This is a genomic window from Citrobacter sp. RHBSTW-00017 (genome assembly GCF_013797615.1).
Lineage (GTDB): Bacteria > Pseudomonadota > Gammaproteobacteria > Enterobacterales > Enterobacteriaceae > Citrobacter > Citrobacter braakii.
In genome coordinates this window covers 3,263,935-3,281,932 of sequence record NZ_CP056899.1, presented here as the reverse complement: position 1 = coordinate 3,281,932, position 17,998 = coordinate 3,263,935, and the positions used below count along the sequence as shown (strand labels likewise).

The following is a 17,998-nucleotide window of genomic DNA, read 5'->3' as shown; positions in this document are numbered from 1 at the left end:
TTATCAGGGCAACATTTTGCCGATGTAATAAACCACTAAGCCGAGGGCGACAAAATCTGTCTCCGGGAAGCTAGTACCGGACAATCCAACCGACTCCATGATGGGATAGATGAGTGCCGGGCCAATACCAATTAATATGCCAGTGACAAAGCTACCGGCGATGGCCCCTTTCCAGCCTCCTGACGCATTACCGAAGACGGCGGCGGTAGCACCAATGAAGAAGTAGGGGATGGCGACGGGGATAATGACCGTTTGCCCAATTAATGCGAGTACCCCCATAACCACCAATCCACCCACAAAGGAAGAGATGAAACCTAAAACGGTGGCGGTTGGGGCATACGGAAAGACGACTGGGCAATCCAGTGCGGGTTTGGCGTTCGGGATAAACTTTTCAGAGATGCCCAGAAATGCCGGGACTATTTCTGACAACAGCAAGCGAACGCCGGTGATGATGATATAAAGCGATGCGGTAAATGTGAGTGACTGGAATAGCGGATAAACCAGCCAATGCATTCCACCGGCGGCGGCCGTTACCGCTTCTTCGCCTGCGGCAAGCGCCGCGATGTAATAGAAAATACTGACAGAGATGGACACGGAGACGATGTAGTCTTTAAAAATCCCCAACCATCCGGGAAGATTTAGCTTTTCTGTTGACTGCTTAGGATCGCCCACTTTCGAACCGATCCATCCCGATAGCGCGTAGGCCAGAGTAACGTAATGACCCATCGCGATTTCATCATTACCGGTAATCTTACGCATCCACGGCTGAGCGATAGCTGGATAGACACAGGCCGCAAGCCCCAGCAGTATGGAGCCGACGATAATTGTTGTTACATCGCTGTAGCCAAGCGCCTTAAGCGTAACGGTTAAGAGGGCAGACAGATACAGATTATGTTGGCCCGTCAGGAAGATGTATTTGAACGGTGTTACGCGGGCAAAAAACAAGTTCCAGCCGAAACCAACGACCATGATGAGTGAAACGCACATGGCAAACTTGGTTTGTGCCAGCCCAGTTAACGCTTCGGCTAACGGCATCACACCTTTCAGACCGAATCCATCGCTGAATAAGGTCTGAAAATTACCTAAGGATGTCACCGCAATCCCTGCTCCGCCGGCAAATACCAGAAATCCGACGATGGTTTTAAAGGTACCTGAAAGCACTTTTTCGATGGGTTTACGCTGGATAAGCAAACCAATTAGCGCAATAAAGCCAACTAAAAGTGGGGTTACACCCAAAATGTCGAATACAATGAACTTTAGGAGATCCATATTTCCCCCGGAGAGGTTAGTTGTTTTGAACAACGCTGGTGAGCGCAGATTCCATTTCTTCGCTGTTCATCAGATCGGTGATACCGATTGCTCTGAACCCGGCGGCTTCTACCTCATCGGTCAGGTCGCTCATGGTGATCACGAAGTCGATGTTTTGCCAGGTTCGTAGCCCTGACAGGACATCGTGTTCAAGATCGATATCCCAGCCATGTTTATCGATGACTTTTTGGGCTTTGATTTTCAGCATTAGCGAACTGCCCATACCGGTACGACAGACGATCAGACCTTTCATTAGACGTTCTCCTGTTTGTAAAAATAATTATTTTTAATTATCATTGGTGCGATAAAAATTATTATCGCAAAACCGGGCAAAGTATGTGACAGCATTTGCATTTTGTGCAAAAAGGCGAAAAATGAGTCAGATAGATACTAATTTATTGATTAACATAAGAAATGGGGCTTCAGAACTGAGTCCGATCCTGGAAAAGGTAGGGCGTTTTATCACTGAAAATCCTGATTTTGTGATGCGGCATACGATAACCGAGCTGGCTGATTCTATTGATACCAGTGAGGGGAGTATCACTCGTTTTTGCCGTGCCTTTGGTTTTAAGGGGTTTTCTGATTTCAGAACGGCTCTTGCACTGGAGCAAGGAGCTGCACGGCCGAATGATGGAGGAAGTGAGGAGACGGCGGCGGTACTGGCAAGCGTTTGTGACAGCAATGCCATCATCGACAGCAAAGAATTGCAGGCGGTTGCGACCTGGTTAAATCAGCTCAGTAATATTGCAATTTATGCGGTAGGTACTGCGGTGCCGGTGGCGTTATTCCTGCAAATCAATCTGGTGCAGATGGGGAAAATAGCCAGTTATATCGACCGGTTTTATCCGGCGGCTATCTCTCCGTTGGCGGACAGCCAAAAAACAGGGATTATTGTTATTCATACAGAACAAATCTCTACCGATATGATGCAGTCGCTGACGCTAGCGAAGGAACAAGGCATAAAAATTCTCTCGTTAACTCGCGGATCGTTTGCGCCATTAAATCGGCTTTCTGACTGGAATTTGCAGGCGGCGGTTGCATTACAGGGGGAAGGTGAGTCTGGTTTTGCTGAAATTGCTGGTGCGATGATGGTGGCGGATCGCATACTCAGTGCTCTGGAAGAGCAGGATGAGCGTTACGTGCAGTGTCGTAAAGCACACCAGAAACGTATTTTCTCTATTGAAAGCGTGACCAATAAACTTTCAGAATATTTTATGTCGTAGGCATCGAACGTTGGCGTCGCGCTACTCAAGCAGAGCGCTGCGACGCCGTGGTCGTCATACCTTAGTACATTACTTTATGACCATACTGCTCAAGAATGCCTTTCACGCGCTCCATGGTCTCTTTTTTCGGTGGCTTAACACCGTCAAGTTTGTACTCTTCACCCATTGCCACCCATTTGTGTTTGCCCAGCTCATGGTATGGCAGCAGTTCGATTTTCTCTACGTTGCCCATATCGCGGGTAAACTCGCCCAGGCGGTGCGCGGAGTCGTCATCGTCAGACCAGCCAGGCACAACGACGTAGCGGATCCACACCTTGATGTCTTTATTGGACAGGTAACGTGCGAACTCAAGCGTACGATGGTTAGATACGCCCACCAGATTCTGATGGATTTCATCATTCATCTGTTTGAGATCGAGCATCACCAGGTCAGTGACTTCCAGCAATTCATCGATCACCGGATCGTAGCGGCGAACAAAACCGTTGGTATCCAGACAGGTATGAATACCTTCTTTTTTACAGGCACGAAACCAGTCGCGTACAAATTCAGCTTGCAGGATAGCTTCGCCACCGGACGCTGTCACACCGCCACCGGAGGCGTTCATAAAGTGGCGGTAGGTCACGACCTCTTTCATTAACTCGTCGACGGTGACTTCTTTGCCGCCGTGCGTATCCCATGTGTCACGGTTATGACAATACAGGCAGCGCATCAGGCAGCCCTGGAAGAAGGTAATAAAACGGATGCCCGGGCCATCAACAGTGCCACAGGATTCAAAGGAGTGAATGCGACCAATAACTGACATTGCGGTGTTTCTCCAGGTGTGGCCCATCCGGGGCCAGTGTTAGTGCACAGTTATTAACTGTGTCGAGTCTGTTTTGGCTGCTATCCATAAGTATAGATAGCTGACAAAGCAGGCTATTAAAAAGGCCCCACTTACGTGGAGCCTTTATTGTACGCTTTTTAAAGTACGATTTCAGTCAAAACCAATTACATGGTCTGAGTGAAGGTACGAGTAATAACGTCCTGCTGCTGTTCTTTAGTCAGGGAGTTAAAACGTACTGCGTAGCCAGAAACACGGATGGTCAGCTGCGGATATTTTTCCGGATGTTCCATCGCATCCAGCAGCATTTCACGGTTCATGACGTTCACGTTCAGGTGCTGACCACCTTCGATGGACGCTTCGTGGTGGAAGTAACCATCCATCAGACCAGCCAGGTTGGTCTTACGAACTTCGTCGTCTTTACCCAGGGCGTTCGGAACGATAGAGAAGGTGTAAGAGATACCATCTTTAGCGTAAGCAAACGGCAGTTTAGCAACGGAGGTCAGAGAGGCAACAGCACCTTTCTGGTCACGACCGTGCATTGGGTTAGCACCCGGTCCGAACGGCGCGCCGGCACGACGACCATCGGGGGTGTTACCGGTTTTCTTACCATAAACCACGTTAGAGGTGATGGTCAGAACAGACTGAGTCGGGATAGCGTTACGATAAGTAGTCAGTTTCTGAATTTTCTTCATGAAACGTTCTACCAGGTCAACCGCCATGTCATCAACGCGAGAGTCGTTGTTACCAAACTGCGGGTATTCGCCTTCGATTTCGAAGTCGACAGCCAGACCGTCTTCGTCACGAATCGGTTTAACTTTCGCATATTTGATTGCAGACAGGGAGTCAGCAGCAACGGACAGACCAGCGATACCACACGCCATGGTGCGGATAACGTCACGGTCGTGCAGCGCCATCAGAGAGGCTTCGTAGCTGTACTTGTCGTGCATGTAGTGGATAACGTTCAGTGCAGTGACGTACTGTTTAGCCAGCCAGTCCATGAAGTGATCCATGCGCTCCATAACTTCGTCGAAGTTCAGAACGTCGCCTTTGATCGGTTCAGATTTAGGACCAACCTGCATTTTCAGTTTTTCATCAACGCCGCCGTTGATTGCGTACAGCATGGTTTTCGCCAGGTTTGCACGCGCACCGAAGAACTGCATTTGTTTACCAACAACCATCGGGCTTACGCAGCAAGCGATAGCGTAGTCGTCGTTGTTGAAGTCCGGACGCATCAGGTCATCGTTCTCGTACTGCAGAGAAGAGGTGTCGATGGACACTTTAGCGGCGAATTTCTTGAAGTTCAGAGGCAGTTTTTCAGACCACAGAACGGTGATGTTCGGCTCCGGAGAAGGACCCATGGTGTACAGGGTATTCAGGAAGCGGAAGCTGTTTTTGGTAACCAGAGTACGGCCATCAACGCCCATACCACCGATAGATTCAGTTGCCCAAATCGGGTCACCGGAGAACAGTTCATCATATTCAGGGGTACGCAGGAAACGAACCATACGCAGTTTCATGACCAGGTGGTCAATCATTTCCTGAGCGTCTTGCTCGGTGATTTTGCCTGCTTTGATATCACGTTCGATGTAGGCATCCAGGAAGGTGGATACGCGACCGAAGGACATTGCTGCGCCGTTCTGAGATTTAACCGCGGCCAGGTAGCCGAAGTAAGTCCACTGGATAGCTTCCTGAGCGTTGGTTGCCGGACCAGAGATATCGCAGCCATATTTAGCAGCCATTTCTTTGATCTGACCCAGTGCGCGGTGCTGTTCAGCAATTTCTTCACGCAGACGGATAGTGGCTTCCAGGTTTACGCCGTTTTCCAGATCGGATTGCAGAGAGACGAACTGAGCGTATTTGTCTTTCATCAGGTAGTCGATACCGTACAGCGCAACGCGACGGTAGTCACCGATGATACGGCCACGGCCATAGGCATCTGGCAGACCAGTCAGAACACCGGATTTACGGCAGTTCAGAATGTCTTTGGTGTAAACATCGAATACGCCCTGGTTGTGGGTTTTGCGGTATTCGGTGAAGATTTTTTTCAGCATCGGGTCCAGTTCGCGATTGTACGCTTTGCAGGAACCTTCAACCATTTTGATGCCGCCAAACGGAATGATCGCACGTTTCAGCGGAGCTTCAGTCTGCAGACCAACAATTTTCTCGAGCGCTTTGTTGATGTAGCCAGCGTCGTGAGAAGTGATGGTAGAAGCAACGGAGGTGTCAAAGTCAACAGGCGCGTGAGTGCGGTTTTCCTGTTTAACGCCTTCCATCACGCTGTCCCACAGTGCAGTGGTCGCATCAGTTGCGCCAGCCAGGAAGGACTCGTCACCCTCATACGGAGTGTAGTTTTTCTGAATGAAGTCACGGACGTTTACTTCATTCTGCCAATCACCTTTGGTAAAACCTTCCCAGGCTGTGGCTAACTTTTCATTAAGCTCGGACATGTAACACCTACCTTCTTAAGTGGATTTTTTATTTACTGCGTGTAATGGGCATCATCAGATTAATGATGATCGTTACCACGCAGATAAATGACCCAGTATGTCAACCCGACCAACAAACCGCCGCCGATAATGTTGCCGATCGTAACCGGAATCAGGTTATCGGTGATGAAATTCATCACGGTCAGGTGAGAAAAATTCTCCGGAGAAGACCCAACAGCGGTCCAGAATTCCGGGGTGGCGAAATCGCGAATTACAATACCCATAGGGATCATAAACATGTTTGCGATACTGTGCTCAAAACCGCTGGCAACAAACATTGCGACCGGTAATACCATGATAAACGCTTTGTCCATCAGGCTGCGACCCGAATAGCTCATCCATACTGCCAGACACACCATCAGGTTCGCCAGGATGCCAAGACTTACCGCCTCAACAAAAGTATGGTGCACTTTGTGGTCGGCTGTTTGCAGGACGTTGAGACCCCACGCGCCGTTAGCGGTCATATACTCGCCAGAAAGCCACATGAGTAACACGAAGATCAGGGCGCCAATCAGGTTGCCGACATAAACGTTAAGCCAGTTTTTAGCCAATTGGCCCCAGGTGATGCGACCACTGGCTTTCGCTACGACAATCAGTACGGTTGAGGTGAAGAGGTCTGCACCGCAGACAACGCAGAGAATCAGCCCCAGGGAAAAGCAGATACCACCTACTAGCTTCGCCATGCCGAAAGGCATTGTGCCGGTACCGGTTGTGGCGGTGATATAGAAAACAAAGGCAATTGAAATGAATACACCGGCAGTAATTGCCAGATAGAACGTCTTAAGCGGATGTTTCGTTGCTTTATAGACGCCTGCTTCTTCGGCAACTTTGGCCATTGCAGCAGGAAGAATAAGATCAAAAGGGTTGTCAGCTTTCACACTAACTCTCTCTTTATTAAGTCGGCGACGAGATACTAACAAAGCATTATAGATGAGAATTTGATATAGATCATATCTCGCCTGGCTTATAGGCCCGTAAGGCGCATGGTTTTTATGCGATTACGGTGTAACTTGTTGATTATCCAAATAAAAATAAATTTTAAAAATTATAAAGTGAGTTGAATTTTTTCTTTCTGTCTCCTCTGGAGCGGTTAATTAAAATGGAGTAATTGAGATAAAAAACCACATTAATAAGCTAATTTTCTTAATATCAACTACTAATATTTAACCTTGTTTTTACATTTATTTTTTGATTTGACCAAAATAAAAAACAGGGCGCATTAAGCGCCCCGTAATATAGCCCAGACAATACCTTTAGCCTACTCAGCGCAGGCTGATTGTCACTATTTTGACCAATGTGCTGCTTTCGCGCGCTGCAGTTTTTCGTAGGCTTTCAGCAGAGACTGATGCGCCGGGAAAGCCTGCAGATCGCTATCAACAGTTTGAAGTCCGTAGAACGGCGCTTCGCCACTTAATGCTGCACTTGCGGCTTCAACCGCCTCGGCACCGTACATGCGAACAAACGCGTTCAGATATTGTAGCGGCTGACGATCTTCTTCCTGAGATAGCAGCAGCAGCGTTTGCAGACAGCGGTAGTAGTTGGCACGTTCAGCGCTAAAGACAGAGGCGTTGAATTCCATCGTCCATTCTGTCCAGACCAGCGCCTGCTCCAGATCGCCGCCGGCCAGCGCCAGCATCACTTTAAGCTCGCCAATGCGCAGGGTGTACCAACCGTTATCCGCACCGGTTGCCAGACCGAGCAGCTCGCGTACGCGGGTGAAGTCGTCAAAGCCTTCCTCATCCAGTTGTTCGATCAGATTGAGATAGTCTTCTTTATCCCATTCACTGCCCGGGAGCGAGAGAATAGTGTCACGCAGATGGGCGCCCATGGCGTTGTTGGCTAACCACAGATCTTCAGCCGGATAGATGTCAGACATTCCCGGAACAATAATGCGGCACGCGTAAACGCTCAGGTGCTCGTAGTCGGCGATATACACTTCTTTATCTTCAGCATTGAAGATGGCCATCAGGGTGGCGAACTCTTCTTCGGTGGTACCGGAGAAATTCCAGTCAACGAACGGATAGTCAGCATCCTGCTTGAACAGATCCCAGGAGATCAGGCCGCTGGAATCGATGAAGTGGGTTTCAAGGTTAGTGTGTTCAGCCACTTCTTCGTCGTCAAAGGTCGGTGGGGTGAAGACATCAAGATCTTTCAGACCACGACCCTGCAGCAGTTCAGTGACAGTACGCTCCAGCGCAACGCCGAAATCCGGGTGCGCACCGAAGGAGGCAAAGCAGGTACCATTGGCCGGGTTGAACAGGACAACGCAAATCACCGGATACTTGCCGCCCAGCGAGCCATCGTAGGCGAAAATTGGGAAACCTTCCGCTTCCAGTTTGGCGATGGACTCCACCACTGCCGGGTAGCGCGCCATGACTTCGGCCGGGATTTCCGGCAGGCTGATGCTTTCCGCAATAATACGGTTCTTCACATGGCGCTCAAAGACTTCAGACAGGCCCTGAACGCGCGCTTCGTTACGGGTGTTACCCGCAGACATGCCGTTAGAAACGTACAGGTTGCCAATAATGTTCATCGGAATATAGACGGTCTGGTTATCCGACTGACGGGTAAACGGCAGGCCGCAGACCCCACGTTCTTCATTACCGGATTGCAGATCGATAAGCATGCTGCCAGTCAGTTCGTTGTCTGGATCGTAAAACGCACGCAGACGAGCATCCAGTAGACCTTCAGGTACGTCGTCTTCTTCAGTCAACGGGAACCATTTTTCGTTCGGATAATGCACGAATGGGCCGTTGGCGATGGTTTCACCCAGCCAGAAATCCGCAAAGAAATAGTTAGTCGACAGACGCTCAAAATATTCGCCCAGCGCGGAAGCCAGCGCCGCTTTTTTCGTCGCGCCTTTACCGTTGGTGAAGCACAGCGCGCATTCTTTGTCGCGAATATGTACAGACCAGACGTTAGGGACGGGATTCAACCACGAGGCTTCTTCAATTTGAAAACCAAGGTCGAGCAATTTTTGCTGGAAGCGAGCGATGGAGTCTTCCAGAGCGGCATCTTTGCCGGGGATAAATGTTTGCGTCATGAAAATCACTTTTGTCGTACGGAAAGCGCGCAATGATACGGGTTTTAAATGAATGGCGCTATCGTCGCCGGAGTTCAGACGTAAATAAAAGTATTAGCTATGCTTTCCTACAGCCAACCACGTTTAGAGCATAATAATGAAAGCTTTCGATTTACACCGAATGGTACTGGATAAGGTGCCCATGGATTTTCTGGGAGAAGTTGCTCTGCGCAGCCTCTATACCTTTATATTGGTTTTTCTGTTTTTAAAAATCACCGGACGTCGCGGCGTACGCCAGATGTCGCTTTTTGAAGTGCTGATTATCCTTACGCTGGGGTCCGCGGCGGGAGACGTGGCATTTTATGATGATGTCCCGATGCTGCCGGTGCTGGTGGTCTTTATTACGCTTGCCGTGCTGTATCGGCTGGTTATGTGGCTGATGGCGCATAGCGAGAAAATGGAGGATTTGCTGGAGGGCAAGCCCGTTGTGATCATTGAGGACGGTGAGCTGGCATGGTCGAAGCTCAATAGCGCCAATATGACGGAATTCGAATTCTTTATGGAATTGCGTTTGAACGGCGTGGAGCAATTGGGACAGGTGAGACTGGCCATCCTGGAGACTAATGGGCAAATCAGCGTCTATTTCTTTGCTGATGAAGACGTAAAGCCGGGGCTCAGTATTTTGCCTAAACGCTGCACACAGCGATTTAAAGTGATACCTGAAGCTGGGGACTATGCCTGTATACGGTGTAGTGAAGTGGTGCAAATGAACGCCGGAGATCATCAATTATGTCCACGCTGTGCAAATCCAGAATGGTCGAAGGCCAGTCGGGCAAAACGGGTCACCTGACAGCGAAAATCTCGGTTTTTACCCGTCAATCCGATAGATTCTGTTGTGTGACCAATGACACATTTTTACCCTGGTCAGTTTTACCCATTGCGGCGCGTGTCACTGAATGATAAAACCGATATCCACAGGAATAACTTATACCAATGTCTGTCACCGGATTATCGCCAATGACAGGATGTTGATTGGACAACAACACAACGTGGTGAGGGGAAATGGCTCAGGTCTTCAATTTTAGTTCAGGTCCGGCAATGTTACCGGCAGAAGTACTTAAACTGGCTCAACAGGATCTTCGCGACTGGAACGGTCTTGGCACGTCGGTGATGGAAATTAGCCACCGTGGCAAAGAATTCATCCAGGTCGCAGAGGAAGCGGAGCAGGATTTTCGCGATCTTCTCAGCATCCCCTCCAACTATAAAGTGTTGTTCTGCCATGGCGGTGGGCGCGGGCAGTTTGCGGGTATCCCGTTAAATATTCTGGGTGACAAAACCACGGCGGATTACGTTGATGCCGGTTATTGGGCCGCCAGCGCAATTAAAGAAGCGAAAAAATACTGTACGCCAAACGTTATCGACGCCAAAGTCACCGTTGACGGACTGCGCGCTGTTAAGCCAATGAGCGAATGGCAGCTTTCTGACAACGCGGCGTATTTGCACTATTGCCCGAATGAAACCATTGATGGCATTGCGATCGATGAAACGCCGAATTTTGCCAGCAATGTAGTGGTTACGGCGGATCTGTCCTCTACCATTCTTTCCGCACCGCTTGACGTGAGCCGTTATGGCGTAATTTATGCCGGGGCGCAGAAAAACATCGGCCCGGCCGGGCTGACCATTGTCATCGTACGTGAAGATTTGCTGGGTAAGGCTCATGTGTCATGCCCGTCAATCCTCGACTATACCGTGCTGAATGACAACGACTCCATGTTCAACACGCCGCCAACCTTTGCCTGGTATCTGTCTGGCCTGGTCTTTAAATGGCTGAAAGAGCAGGGCGGTGTTAACGCGATGGATAAAATTAACCAGCAAAAAGCGGAACTGCTGTACGGCGTAATCGATAACAGCGATTTCTACCGTAACGACGTGGCAAAATCGAACCGTTCACGCATGAACGTACCGTTCCAGCTTGCTGACAGCGCACTGGATAAACTCTTCCTGGAAGAGTCTTTCGCTGCGGGTCTGCACGCGTTGAAAGGGCACCGTGTGGTCGGCGGTATGCGCGCGTCCATCTACAATGCAATGCCGCTAGAAGGTGTAAAAGCGCTGACCGATTTCATGGTCGATTTCGAGCGCCGCCGCGGTTAATCTGCTGTATTTTCATCCCCACAGCCAGTCTGTGGGGTTTTTATGTCTGTTTTTGAGAGTCGAGTTTCATGGAATCCCTGACGTTACAACCCATTGCGCGGGTGGATGGCACCATCAATCTGCCTGGATCCAAAAGTGTTTCTAACCGCGCTTTGCTGCTGGCTGCATTAGCAAATGGCACCACTGTCCTGACCAACCTGCTGGACAGCGATGATGTCCGCCATATGCTTAATGCTCTGAATGCGTTAGGAATTAGCTATACCCTTTCTGCCGACCGTACGCGTTGCGAGATTATCGGCAATGGCGGCGCGCTGCATGCCGAAGGCGCAGTAGAACTGTTCCTTGGCAATGCCGGAACCGCAATGCGCCCACTGGCCGCTGCGCTGTGTCTGGGCAGTAATGACATCGTGTTGACGGGCGAGCCGCGCATGAAAGAGCGCCCGATTGGCCATCTGGTTGATGCGTTACGCCAGGGCGGAGCCAACATTGAATACCTGGAGCAGGAAAACTATCCGCCTTTACGTCTGCGCGGTGGCTTTACCGGAGGACAGGTTGAGGTAGACGGCAGCGTATCCAGCCAGTTCCTGACTGCGTTGCTGATGACTGCGCCACTGGCGCCGCAGGATACGACGATCGCCATTAAAGGCGAGCTGGTATCCAAACCTTACATTGATATCACACTGAACCTGATGAAAACGTTTGGTGTTGAAATTGAGAATCAGAACTACCAGCGCTTTATTGTGCAGGGTCAGCAGCAGTATCAGTCACCGGGGGCATATCTGGTTGAAGGTGACGCTTCTTCCGCTTCCTATTTTCTCGCAGCAGGAGCCATTAAAGGCGGTACGGTAAAAGTCACCGGGATTGGCCGCAACAGTATGCAGGGTGATATCCGCTTCGCTGATGTGCTTGAAAAAATGGGCGCGACCATTACCTGGGGCGAAGACTTTATTGCCTGTACTCACGGTGAGCTGAACGCGGTAGACATGGATATGAACCATATTCCCGATGCGGCGATGACCATCGCCACGGCAGCGCTGTTCGCTAAAGGCACCACGACCTTACGTAACATCTATAACTGGCGCGTCAAAGAGACCGACCGCCTGTTCGCGATGGCGACCGAGTTGCGTAAAGTGGGTGCGATCGTTGAAGAGGGCGAAGACTATATTCGCGTTACACCACCGGCGACGTTACAGTTTGCGGAGATCGCGACCTACAACGATCACCGCATGGCGATGTGTTTCTCGCTGGTGGCGTTGTCTGACACGCCGGTGACCATTCTGGACCCTAAATGTACCGCCAAAACCTTCCCGGATTATTTCGAACAGCTGGCGCGTATTAGTACACCTGCCTGATCCTCACATCTGACGATCGCGCTCAGCATATTCGTGAGCGCATCGCTGCAGATAAAAAGTAAATCAGTGTCATCTTCCGGGCTGGTTTCTCGCCAGCCCGCTATAATTGCGCAATTCTTCCTCATATCGTTACAGACTAATCGGGTTTTTACACTCTGTGTTAACGATTATTAGCGTTGGCGCGTATAATGCGCGGCGTTCACGTTAACGTATGCCCGTTTAAGGAGAAAAAGATGACGGCAATTGCCCCGGTTATTACCATTGATGGCCCAAGTGGTGCAGGAAAAGGCACCTTGTGCAAGGCAATGGCGGAAGCATTGCAATGGCATCTGTTAGATTCAGGCGCGATCTACCGCGTACTGGCGCTCGCAGCGTTGCATCACCATGTTGATGTCACATCTGAAGATGCTCTGGTACCGCTTGCCTCACACCTGGATGTGCGTTTTATCTCAACGGACGGCAACCTGGAAGTCATTCTGGAAGGTGAAGATGTCAGCGGCGAAATCCGCACCCAGGAAGTAGCGAATGCCGCATCTCAGGTCGCTGCGTTTCCTCGCGTACGCGAAGCGCTGTTACGTCGTCAACGCGCGTTTCGTGAAGCGCCCGGCCTGATTGCCGACGGACGAGACATGGGGACCGTGGTGTTCCCGGATGCACCAGTGAAAATTTTCCTGGACGCCTCCTCGCAAGAACGTGCGCATAGACGTATGCTACAGTTGCAGGAAAAGGGCTTTAGTGTTAACTTTGAACGCCTTTTGGCCGAGATCGAAGAACGCGATTTCCGCGATCGTAACCGTGCTGTAGCGCCGCTGGTTCCCGCTGCTGATGCTTTAGTTTTGGATTCAACCCGATTAAGCATTGAGCAAGTGATTGAAAAAGCGTTACAATACGCGCGCCAAAAACTGGCACTCGCTTAAGTGCGACCGAATTTGCAGTACCCCCGTTGCAATGGATTGACAGCGGGTATGTTAAACAACCCCATCCGGCATGGAGCCAGGTGGACGTTAAATATGAAACCTGAAGATTAAACATGACTGAATCTTTTGCTCAACTGTTTGAAGAATCCTTAAAAGAAATCGAAACCCGTCCGGGTTCCATCGTTCGTGGTGTTGTTGTTGCTATCGACAAAGACGTAGTACTGGTTGACGCTGGTCTGAAATCTGAGTCCGCCATTCCGGCTGAGCAGTTCAAAAACGCCCAGGGCGAGTTGGAAATCCAGGTTGGTGACGAAGTTGACGTTGCTCTGGATGCAGTAGAAGACGGCTTCGGTGAAACCCTGCTGTCCCGTGAAAAAGCTAAACGTCACGAAGCTTGGATCACGCTGGAAAAAGCTTACGAAGAAGCTGCAACCGTTACTGGTGTTATCAATGGCAAAGTCAAGGGTGGCTTCACTGTTGAGCTGAATGGTATTCGCGCGTTCCTGCCGGGTTCCCTGGTAGACGTTCGTCCGGTCCGCGACACGCTGCACCTGGAAGGCAAAGAGCTTGAATTCAAAGTAATCAAGCTGGATCAGAAGCGTAACAACGTTGTTGTTTCCCGTCGTGCCGTTATCGAATCCGAAAACAGCGCAGAACGCGATCAGCTGCTGGAAAACCTGCAGGAAGGCATGGAAGTTAAAGGTATCGTTAAGAACCTCACTGACTACGGTGCATTCGTTGATCTGGGTGGCGTTGACGGCCTGCTGCACATCACCGACATGGCATGGAAACGCGTTAAGCATCCGAGCGAAATCGTAAACGTTGGCGACGAAATCACTGTTAAAGTGCTGAAGTTCGACCGCGAGCGTACTCGTGTATCTCTGGGCCTGAAACAGCTGGGCGAAGATCCATGGGTAGCTATCGCTAAGCGTTATCCGGAAGGTACCAAACTGACTGGTCGCGTGACCAACCTGACCGACTACGGCTGCTTCGTTGAAATCGAAGAAGGCGTTGAAGGCCTGGTTCACGTTTCCGAAATGGATTGGACCAACAAAAACATCCACCCGTCCAAAGTTGTTAACGTTGGCGATGTAGTGGAAGTTATGGTTCTGGATATCGACGAAGAACGTCGTCGTATCTCCCTGGGTCTGAAGCAGTGCAAAAATAACCCATGGCAGCAGTTCGCGGAAACCCACAACAAGGGCGACCGTGTTGAAGGTAAAATCAAGTCTATCACTGACTTCGGTATCTTCATCGGCCTGGACGGTGGCATCGACGGCCTGGTTCACCTGTCTGACATCTCCTGGAACGTTGCAGGCGAAGAAGCAGTTCGTGAATACAAAAAAGGCGACGAAATCGCAGCTGTTGTTCTGCAGGTTGACGCAGAACGTGAGCGTATCTCTCTGGGCGTTAAACAGCTCGCAGAAGATCCGTTCAACAACTGGGTTGCACTGAACAAGAAAGGCGCAATCGTAAACGGTAAAGTCACTGCAGTTGATGCTAAAGGCGCAACCGTAGAACTGGCTGACGGCGTTGAAGGTTACCTGCGCGCTTCTGAAGCTTCCCGCGACCGCGTTGAAGATGCAACTCTGGTTCTGAGCGTAGGCGACGACGTTGAAGCTAAATTCACCGGCGTTGATCGTAAGAACCGCGCAATCAGCCTGTCTGTTCGTGCTAAAGACGAAGCTGATGAGAAAGATGCAATCGCAACTGTTAACAAACAGGAAGATGCTAACTTCTCTAACAACGCAATGGCTGAAGCTTTCAAAGCAGCTAAAGGCGAGTAATATCGAGTGCTCCTAAATCCTTTGTGCTGTTAACAGCACAAAGGGTGACGAGTAGCTTGACAGATTACAGGATTCGTCCTGTAATCAATGACAAAGGGCGGCTAAGGCCGCCCTTAATCAATGCAGCAGCTAATTATGCCTTTAAGGAACCGGAGGAATCATGACCAAGTCAGAATTGATTGAAAGACTTGCAACCCAGCAACCTCATATTCCCGCGAAAGCGGTTGAAGATGCAGTTAAAGAGATGCTGGAACATATGGCCTCGACTCTTGCGCAGGGCGAGCGTATTGAAATCCGCGGTTTCGGCAGTTTCTCTTTGCATTACCGCGCACCGCGCACCGGACGTAATCCGAAGACCGGCGATAAAGTGGACCTGGAAGGAAAATACGTTCCGCACTTTAAACCAGGTAAAGAACTGCGCGATCGCGCCAATATTTACGGTTAAGTTTTTAACGAGACTTAACGCCGAGAAAAGCACCCGCATGGGTGCTTTTTTCATTTCTGCCAGCCCATCCTGGAATCCCCATCCCAGTTAATTTGCACGTTACAAGCGCCGCTAAATGTTAGCGGAATGCATACCGTATAACGCTAAATTGGCACCAGACAACCGTCGAACATTACTGCACACTTCCTGCTATAGGGAGGTGACTGATGAAAATAACAACGGTTAGTACGAGTGCATTATTCGGCATTCTCCCGCTTATGCTATTACCTGCGTTACCTGACATGCTGTGCATCGGCGTTATATTTGGTCTGGCAATTCTGCTCTGTCTTATTTCTCACAGCCCTGTACGTTTCGCCGGATTAACCCTGCTATTTTTTCTTTGGGGAGTTCTGGCTGCGAAAGATGCGCTGTGGGCCGGTAATACGCTGCCTGCAAAAAGCCAGCAGGCCATCGTGCGGATAACCGGAACCGATAATATGACAACGCACTACGGCCAGATCACGCATCTGCAGGGGAAGCGGGTATTTCCTGCCATCGGAATTACTCTGTATGGGCAGTACTTACCCGGCAACGTTTGTGCGGGCCAGACATGGGCGATGACGTTGAAGGTTCGTGCTATACACGGTCAATTGAACGAGGGCGGGTTTGATAGCCAGCGTTACGCATTGGCGCAGCACCAGCTGCTGACGGGAAGATTTTTGCAGGCTTCGGTTATCACACAACAATGCAGTTTGCGTTCGCGGTATCTCTCCTCGTTGAAAAGCGCGCTCGCTGACTATCCCTGGCAGCAGGTTATACTGGGCCTGGGAATGGGGGAGCGCTTGTCCGTGTCACAAGCGGTGAAAACCATTATGCGTGATACCGGTACGGCCCATTTGATGGCTATCTCCGGGCTGCATATTGCATTTGCCGCACTTCTGGCAGCAGGATTAATTCGCGCGGGGCAATTTTTTATGCCAACCAGATGGATTTGCTGGCAGGTTCCGTTAGTTGGCGGGATCGTCTGCGCAACATTCTATGCCTGGTTAACAGGGCTACAGCCCCCGGCATTACGTACGGTTGTTGCGCTACTGGTCTGGGGAGGGCTAAAACTCAGCGGCAGGCAGTGGAGTGGATGGTCGGTGTGGATCTGCTGTCTGGCAGCCATTCTGGTGGTGGATCCTGTCGCCGTTCTTTCACAAAGTCTGTGGTTGTCTGCTTTTGCCGTTGCGGCGCTGCTGTTCTGGTATCAATGGGTTCCGATGCCGGATTGGCCGCTGTCTCGCGTTGGACGCCAATTTCTGGCGCTTGCTCATTTGCAATTGGGAATTACGCTCCTGCTTCTGCCTGTGCAAATCGCGATGTTTCACGGTTTTAGCCTGACCTCATTTCTGGCGAATTTGTTTGCTGTACCGCTGGTTACGTTTATTTCCGTACCATTGATATTAGCAGGCATGATCGTGCATTTAACCGGGCTGGCGATGGTTGAGTCGAACCTATGGTATTTAGCGGATCGCTCCCTCGCGCTATTATTTTGGGGGCTCAGGAGCCTGCCTGAAGGGTGGATCAATATTGATGCACGTTGGCAATGGCTTGCATTTGTACCCGGACTCCTGCTCATCGCATATCGGCTGAACGCGTGGCGAACTATACCGGTAGTTTGCGTCACTGTGCTCCTTTTACTGAGCGCCCCGTTCTGGCGAACGCCACGTACTGATGTCTGGCAAGTGCATATGCTGGACGTCGGGCAGGGACTGGCGATGGTCATTGCGCGCAATGGGAAAGCGATTCTTTACGATACCGGTCTGGCATGGCCTGAAGGCGATAGCGCGCAACAGCTGATTATTCCCTGGCTACGCTGGCACAACCTGGAGCCAGAAGGCGTTATTTTAAGCCATGAGCATATGGATCACCGGGGCGGGTTGCGTTCGCTGCAGCAAGCCTGGCCGTCGCTATGGATAAGAAGCCCATTAGGTTGGGAAGGGCATCTCCCGTGTTTACGCGGGGAGCGCTGGCAATGGCAAGGGTTAACCTTTAGTGCGCATTGGCCCGTGCGTGGAAATAAAGATCTGGGGAATAACCACTCCTGCGTGGTTAAGGTCGATGACGGGCATCAGAGTATTCTGCTGACCGGAGATATTGAGTCTCCCGCTGAACAAAAAATGCTCAGTCACTACTGGCAGCATCTGCAGTCTACGGTGATACAGGTTCCACATCATGGTAGCAATACCTCATCATCGCAGGCGCTGATTCAGCGGGTCGGCGGGCAGGCCGCGTTAGCCTCCGCATCCCGTTACAATGCCTGGCGTCTCCCGTCCAGGAAAGTGAAGCAACGTTATCGGCAACAAAATTATCAATGGCTGGATACACCCCACCAGGGGCAGATTACGCTGGATTTTTATCAAAAAAACTGGCGAATAAACAGCTTGCGGGATCAGATTTTACCTCGTTGGTATCATCAGTGGTTTGGCGTGTCGGAGGATAACGGGTAGAATATGCGGCTAT

The 17,998-nt window shown here is 50.5% G+C and carries 14 protein-coding genes; 8 read left to right on the top strand and 6 right to left on the bottom strand.

Annotation, left to right across the window (positions count from 1 at the left end; translation table 11 throughout):
• Positions 1 to 3 precede the first annotated feature (3 nt).
• Together HV037_RS15970 and HV037_RS15965 are read right to left on the bottom strand one after the other, a co-directional pair.
• Positions 4 to 1,269 (bottom strand): PTS ascorbate transporter subunit IIC, encoded by a 1,266-nt coding sequence (locus HV037_RS15970; protein ID WP_046274698.1) that lies wholly within the window; start codon positions 1,267 to 1,269, stop codon positions 4 to 6.
• A 16-nt stretch (positions 1,270 to 1,285) separates the two neighbouring features.
• Positions 1,286 to 1,561: a PTS sugar transporter subunit IIB gene (locus HV037_RS15965; RefSeq protein ID WP_016152439.1), complete on the bottom strand. Its 276-nt coding sequence runs from the start codon at positions 1,559 to 1,561 to the stop codon at positions 1,286 to 1,288.
• 121 nt (positions 1,562 to 1,682) lie between these two features.
• Here HV037_RS15965 and HV037_RS15960 point away from each other — a divergent pair, with 121 nt between their 5' ends.
• Positions 1,683 to 2,531, top strand: coding sequence for a MurR/RpiR family transcriptional regulator (locus tag HV037_RS15960; RefSeq protein WP_047359385.1), 849 nt, complete (start codon positions 1,683 to 1,685; stop codon positions 2,529 to 2,531).
• Between the two features lie 61 nt (positions 2,532 to 2,592).
• Here the strand turns inward: HV037_RS15960 and pflA are convergent, their stop codons facing one another.
• The 4 genes from pflA to ycaO form a co-directional block, all read right to left on the bottom strand.
• Complete coding sequence (gene pflA / locus HV037_RS15955) at positions 2,593 to 3,333, bottom strand: pyruvate formate lyase 1-activating protein (RefSeq protein ID WP_003035751.1); 741 nt, start codon at positions 3,331 to 3,333, stop codon at positions 2,593 to 2,595.
• 185 nt (positions 3,334 to 3,518) lie between these two features.
• The gene (pflB, locus tag HV037_RS15950) at positions 3,519 to 5,801 is read right to left on the bottom strand and encodes a formate C-acetyltransferase (protein ID WP_016152441.1); all 2,283 of its coding nucleotides are present in this window, start codon (positions 5,799 to 5,801) and stop codon (positions 3,519 to 3,521) included.
• 59 nt (positions 5,802 to 5,860) lie between these two features.
• Positions 5,861 to 6,718, bottom strand: a complete 858-nt coding sequence (gene focA / locus HV037_RS15945) for a formate transporter FocA (protein ID WP_003831909.1) — start codon at positions 6,716 to 6,718, stop codon at positions 5,861 to 5,863.
• A gap of 404 nt (positions 6,719 to 7,122) precedes the next feature.
• Positions 7,123 to 8,883 carry a 30S ribosomal protein S12 methylthiotransferase accessory factor YcaO gene (gene ycaO, locus HV037_RS15940; RefSeq protein ID WP_047414124.1) on the bottom strand — a complete coding sequence of 587 codons (1,761 nt, stop codon included), beginning with the start codon at positions 8,881 to 8,883 and terminating at the stop codon, positions 7,123 to 7,125.
• Between the two features lie 136 nt (positions 8,884 to 9,019).
• Between ycaO and HV037_RS15935 the strand changes: the two genes are divergently transcribed.
• From HV037_RS15935 to HV037_RS15905, 7 genes are all read left to right on the top strand, one after another.
• Positions 9,020 to 9,712 carry a DUF421 domain-containing protein gene (locus HV037_RS15935; protein WP_016156114.1) on the top strand — a complete coding sequence of 231 codons (693 nt, stop codon included), beginning with the start codon at positions 9,020 to 9,022 and terminating at the stop codon, positions 9,710 to 9,712.
• 212 nt (positions 9,713 to 9,924) lie between these two features.
• On the top strand, positions 9,925 to 11,013 hold the full coding sequence (gene serC / locus HV037_RS15930; protein WP_016152445.1) for a 3-phosphoserine/phosphohydroxythreonine transaminase: 1,089 nt from the start codon (positions 9,925 to 9,927) through the stop codon (positions 11,011 to 11,013).
• A 68-nt stretch (positions 11,014 to 11,081) separates the two neighbouring features.
• On the top strand, positions 11,082 to 12,365 hold the full coding sequence (gene aroA / locus HV037_RS15925) for a 3-phosphoshikimate 1-carboxyvinyltransferase (RefSeq protein WP_047414126.1): 1,284 nt from the start codon (positions 11,082 to 11,084) through the stop codon (positions 12,363 to 12,365).
• Positions 12,366 to 12,598: 233 nt separating this feature from the next.
• Positions 12,599 to 13,282 carry a (d)CMP kinase gene (cmk, locus tag HV037_RS15920; protein ID WP_016152447.1) on the top strand — a complete coding sequence of 228 codons (684 nt, stop codon included), beginning with the start codon at positions 12,599 to 12,601 and terminating at the stop codon, positions 13,280 to 13,282.
• 113 nt (positions 13,283 to 13,395) lie between these two features.
• Positions 13,396 to 15,069, top strand: coding sequence for a 30S ribosomal protein S1 (rpsA, locus tag HV037_RS15915; protein WP_003035776.1), 1,674 nt, complete (start codon positions 13,396 to 13,398; stop codon positions 15,067 to 15,069).
• Positions 15,070 to 15,229: 160 nt separating this feature from the next.
• Complete coding sequence (gene ihfB, locus HV037_RS15910; RefSeq protein ID WP_003035780.1) at positions 15,230 to 15,514, top strand: integration host factor subunit beta; 285 nt, start codon at positions 15,230 to 15,232, stop codon at positions 15,512 to 15,514.
• Between the two features lie 206 nt (positions 15,515 to 15,720).
• A complete protein-coding gene (locus HV037_RS15905) occupies positions 15,721 to 17,985 on the top strand; it encodes a ComEC family protein (protein ID WP_103283676.1) in 2,265 nt (754 codons plus the stop codon).
• The last annotated feature ends 13 nt before the right edge of the window (positions 17,986 to 17,998 follow it).

Bases quoted from the DNA above. Each gene is read 5' to 3' on its own strand.
- HV037_RS15970 (WP_046274698.1), bottom strand. From the start codon at position 1,269: ATGGATCTCCTAAAGTTCATTGTATTCGACATTTTGGGTGTAACCCCA.
- HV037_RS15965 (WP_016152439.1), bottom strand. From the start codon at position 1,561: ATGAAAGGTCTGATCGTCTGTCGTACCGGTATGGGCAGTTCGCTAATG.
- HV037_RS15960 (WP_047359385.1), top strand. From the start codon at position 1,683: ATGAGTCAGATAGATACTAATTTATTGATTAACATAAGAAATGGGGCT.
- pflA (WP_003035751.1), bottom strand. From the start codon at position 3,333: ATGTCAGTTATTGGTCGCATTCACTCCTTTGAATCCTGTGGCACTGTT.
- pflB (WP_016152441.1), bottom strand. From the start codon at position 5,801: ATGTCCGAGCTTAATGAAAAGTTAGCCACAGCCTGGGAAGGTTTTACC.
- ycaO (WP_047414124.1), bottom strand. From the start codon at position 8,883: ATGACGCAAACATTTATCCCCGGCAAAGATGCCGCTCTGGAAGACTCC.
- HV037_RS15935 (WP_016156114.1), top strand. From the start codon at position 9,020: ATGAAAGCTTTCGATTTACACCGAATGGTACTGGATAAGGTGCCCATG.
- serC (WP_016152445.1), top strand. From the start codon at position 9,925: ATGGCTCAGGTCTTCAATTTTAGTTCAGGTCCGGCAATGTTACCGGCA.
- aroA (WP_047414126.1), top strand. From the start codon at position 11,082: ATGGAATCCCTGACGTTACAACCCATTGCGCGGGTGGATGGCACCATC.
- cmk (WP_016152447.1), top strand. From the start codon at position 12,599: ATGACGGCAATTGCCCCGGTTATTACCATTGATGGCCCAAGTGGTGCA.
- rpsA (WP_003035776.1), top strand. From the start codon at position 13,396: ATGACTGAATCTTTTGCTCAACTGTTTGAAGAATCCTTAAAAGAAATC.
- ihfB (WP_003035780.1), top strand. From the start codon at position 15,230: ATGACCAAGTCAGAATTGATTGAAAGACTTGCAACCCAGCAACCTCAT.
- HV037_RS15905 (WP_103283676.1), top strand. From the start codon at position 15,721: ATGAAAATAACAACGGTTAGTACGAGTGCATTATTCGGCATTCTCCCG.